This window comes from Streptomyces sp. NRRL B-24572, from assembly GCF_002156145.1.
Taxonomy (GTDB): domain Bacteria; phylum Actinomycetota; class Actinomycetes; order Streptomycetales; family Streptomycetaceae; genus Streptomyces; species Streptomyces vietnamensis.
Genome location: NZ_MWIG01000927.1, coordinates 1 through 3,566 on the forward strand (window position 1 = coordinate 1; position 3,566 = coordinate 3,566).

The window sequence follows — 3,566 nt, forward strand, 5'->3', positions numbered from 1 at the left end:
CGCTGGCATATGCCAGCGTGCCTGTCATGGCGACAGCGACGAACCCGGTCACGCGTGCCGGGGAACACGTACCGTGGAAGGCGCCACCGATCCGGGAGGAGTCCGCCGTGAGCGTCCTGACTCAAGAGGGGTTCGAGGAACTCGCTCGTGCCGGCGAACACGTGGACGAATCTCTGCGTCTGGAGTTCATCGACGGGAAGATCGGGGAGAAGGCTGCGCCGGACGGTGACCACGGGCGGATCATCGCCTGGCTGACGCGACTGTGCATTCAGGCGAACACCGACTGGTGGCTCTACCCCGATCAGGGCCTGAGGATCGAGAAGTACCGCAAGGGCAACGCTCGCCCCGACGGCTGCCTCGTTCCGCTGGACACGTTCGTCGGTCAGGGGGAGTGGGCGAGTGCCGACGGTGTCCTGATGGTCGTCGAGGTCACCTCCGGCGACTCGGACACCGGCCACCGAGACCGCGTCGAGAAGCCGCGCGCCTACGCCGAGACCGGTATCCCCGTGTACCTGCTGGTCGACAGGACCACCTGCGAGGTCAAGGTCCATTCGCAGCCGGACGGGGAGCGGTACGAGATGGTGGCGACCGTGCCCTTCGGCAAGACGGTCACGCTGCCGGAGCCGGTGGGGATGGAGCTCGACACGGAGCCGCTGAAGAACTGGGTTCACTGAATTTTTCGCGCGGGCTGTCACACACCTCGTCCCGCCTCCGTCAGTGCAGTGTCCGGCTCGGTCGAGGCGGACACGGAAGACAGCTGAAGGAGCCGTCGAGATGTTCGCCGAGATGTCCACCACCGCCATCGTCGTCACCGCCGTCGCCGCGTTCATGGCCGGGTTCTCCGGGGCGTCGATCTTCTTCAAGGCCAAGTTCGTCGTCGAGCCGCTGGCCGAGTACGGGGTGCCGCGGGCGATGTGGAACTGGCTCGGGGCCGCCAAGGCCGCCGGGGCCGTCGGGCTCATCGTCGGGTTCTACATCCCGGTCATCGGGACCCTCGCCGCGATCGGGCTCATCCTGTACTTCGCCGGGGCCGTCATCACCGTGATCCGCGCCCGCGCCTACGGCCACGCCCCCTTCCCGCTGATCTACATGGCTCCCGCCGTCGCCGCCCTCGTCCTCACCTGGTGACGGGTACGGAAAAGGCCGCCGCCCCTGTGTGCAGGGGACGGCGGCCTTCTTCGTGCGTCAGTACGTCAGTCCTTCTTCGGGTCCTCCAGGCGCGGGAACAGCACCGCGCCCTTCGTCACCGTCGCCCCCGCCGGGAGCTGGCCCCACGTGCCGGAGGACTGCACCGGCTGCGCGGCCAGGGCGCCCAGGGACGCCTCGGCGCCCAGCGAGTCCCAGAGGGCCTGCGAGGTCTCCGGCATGATCGGGTTCAGGAGGACGGCGACGGCGCGGAGCGACTCCGCGGCCGTGTAGAGGATCGTCGCCAGGCGGGCCCGGCCCTCCTCCGACTCGTCCTTGGCCACCTTCCACGGCTCCTGCTCCGTGATGTAGCCGTTGACCTGCTTCACGAAGTCGAAGATCGCCAGGATGCCGCCCTGGAAGTCCAGCTCCTCGCCGATCTTCGCGTCGGCCGTCGCGACCGCCTTCGCCAGGCCCTCGTGGACCGCCTTCTCCGCGTCGCCGTCGGCCGTCGACGCCGGCAGCTCGCCGCCGAAGTACTTGCCGACCATCGCCGCGACACGGGACGCCAGGTTGCCGTAGTCGTTCGCCAGCTCGGACGTGTAGCGGGCGGTGAAGTCCTCCCACGAGAACGAACCGTCGCTGCCGAACGCGATCGCCCGCAGGAAGTACCAGCGGTACGCGTCCACGCCGAAGTGCGAGGTCAGGTCCTGCGGCTTGATGCCCGTCAGGTTCGACTTCGACATCTTCTCGCCGCCGACCATCAGCCAGCCGTTGGCCGCGACCCGGCCCGGCACCGGCAGGCCCTGCGCCATCAGCATCGCCGGCCAGATCACCGCGTGGAACCGCAGGATGTCCTTGCCGACGAGGTGCACGTTCGCCGGGAAGGTCTCCTCGAACTTCGCCGGGTTCTCGTTGTAGCCGACGGCCGTCGCGTAGTTCAGGAGCGCGTCGACCCACACGTAGATGACGTGCTTCTCGTCCCACGGGATCGGGATGCCCCAGTCGAAGGTCGAGCGCGAGATCGACAGGTCCTGCAGGCCCTGCTTGACGAAGTTCACGACCTCGTTGCGGGCCGACTCGGGCTGGATGAAGCCCGGGTTCGCCTCGTAGAACTCCAGGAGCTTCGGGCCGTACTCGCTCAGCTTGAAGAAGTAGTTCTCCTCCTTGAGGATCTCCACCGGCTTCTTGTGGATCGGGCACAGCTTCGTGCCGTCCTCGGCCTCGATGAGGTCGCCCGGGAGCTTGTACTCCTCGCAGCCCACGCAGTACGGGCCTTCGTACCCGCCCTTGTAGATCTCGCCCTTGTCGTACAGGTCCTGCACGAACTCCTGCACGCGGTCGGTGTGACGCTTCTGCGTGGTGCGGATGAAGTCGTCGTTCGCGATGTTCAGGTGCTCCCAGAGGGGCTTCCACGCCTCCTCGACGAGCTTGTCGCACCAGGCCTGGGGCGTGACGTTGTTCGCCTCGGCCGTGCGCATGATCTTCTGACCGTGCTCGTCCGTGCCGGTGAGGTACCACACCTTCTCGCCGCGCTGACGGTGCCAGCGCGTGAGCACGTCGCCTGCGACGGTCGTGTAGGCGTGGCCCAGGTGAGGAGCGTCGTTGACGTAGTAGATGGGGGTCGTGACGTAGAACGCCTTCGCCCCCTGCTTCTCGGATCCAGTGGCCGCCATGGTCGAAATCCTAACGGTCGGACGAAGATCCACTCACATCAGTAAACGGGGGGTGGGCGGGGCTGCGGAGGGGCGGGGCGGTGGCGGTGATCCTTTCGGTCACCGCCACCGGCGCCTGCGCCTAGAACTCCAGGCCGGAGAGCAGACCCCGGTAGAAGGCCGCGTGCGCCGTCTCGACGGGGGTCGCGCCCGCGAAGTACGCGGCGGTACGGGGGGTGCCGTCGAGCTTCCGGAGGTAGTCGAAGGCCTTGTTGTCCTCCTCGCCCCAGACCACGAACCGCCAGTGCAGCGGGCGGTCGGCGGCCTCGGCGAGCGCCTGCGTGGCGGCCGTCTTCGACTCCGGCGCGCCGTCCGTCTGGAACACGACGAGCGCAGGGCGGGCCGGGTCGCTCTTCTCGTGGTGGGCGAGGACCTCTTCGACGGCCCGGTGGTAGTTGGTACGGCCCAGGCGGCCGAGGCCGGCGTTGACCTTGTCGATGTGGGTGGGGGTGAGGTCGGCCGGGGTCAGGTCGACCGTGCCGTCGATGTCCGTCGAGAAGAAGACCGTCGTGACGGTGGCCTCCTCGTCGAGGTGCGCCGCGAGCGCGGTGACCTGCTCGGCGAGGCGCTGCACGGAACCGTCCTTGAAGTACCCGCGCATCGACCCGGACCGGTCGACGACGAGGTACACGGCGGCCCGCGCCCCCGTGAGCCCCTGCTTCTTGAGCTGCGCCCCGGCGGCCTTGTACGCGTCGACGAGGTGCGGCGCGTACAAGGCCGCCGGGG

General features: G+C 68.3%; 4 protein-coding genes. 2 read left to right on the top strand and 2 right to left on the bottom strand.

What is annotated here, in order from left to right; all coding sequences use genetic code 11:
* Window positions 1-107: 107 nt before the first annotated feature.
* Together CCN56_RS38385 and CCN56_RS38390 are read left to right on the top strand one after the other, a co-directional pair.
* The gene (locus CCN56_RS38385; RefSeq protein ID WP_256962392.1) at window positions 108-674 is read left to right on the top strand and encodes a Uma2 family endonuclease; all 567 of its coding nucleotides are present in this window, start codon (window positions 108-110) and stop codon (window positions 672-674) included.
* Window positions 675-774: 100 nt separating this feature from the next.
* Window positions 775-1,128 carry a DoxX family protein gene (locus CCN56_RS38390; RefSeq protein ID WP_256962393.1) on the top strand — a complete coding sequence of 118 codons (354 nt, stop codon included), beginning with the start codon at window positions 775-777 and terminating at the stop codon, window positions 1,126-1,128.
* Between the two features lie 65 nt (window positions 1,129-1,193).
* On the opposite strand, the gene metG is transcribed toward CCN56_RS38390, so the two are convergent.
* The gene (metG, locus tag CCN56_RS38395; protein ID WP_086832278.1) at window positions 1,194-2,801 is read right to left on the bottom strand and encodes a methionine--tRNA ligase; all 1,608 of its coding nucleotides are present in this window, start codon (window positions 2,799-2,801) and stop codon (window positions 1,194-1,196) included.
* Window positions 2,802-2,922: 121 nt separating this feature from the next.
* The coding region (locus CCN56_RS38400; RefSeq protein WP_107484295.1) for a VWA domain-containing protein at window positions 2,923-3,566 on the bottom strand (644 nt) is incomplete at its 5' end.

Coding starts and splice junctions, on each gene's coding strand:
- CCN56_RS38390 (WP_256962393.1), top strand. CDS start 775: ATGTTCGCCGAGATGTCCACCACCGCCATCGTCGTCACCGCCGTCGCC.
- metG (WP_086832278.1), bottom strand. CDS start 2,801: ATGGCGGCCACTGGATCCGAGAAGCAGGGGGCGAAGGCGTTCTACGTC.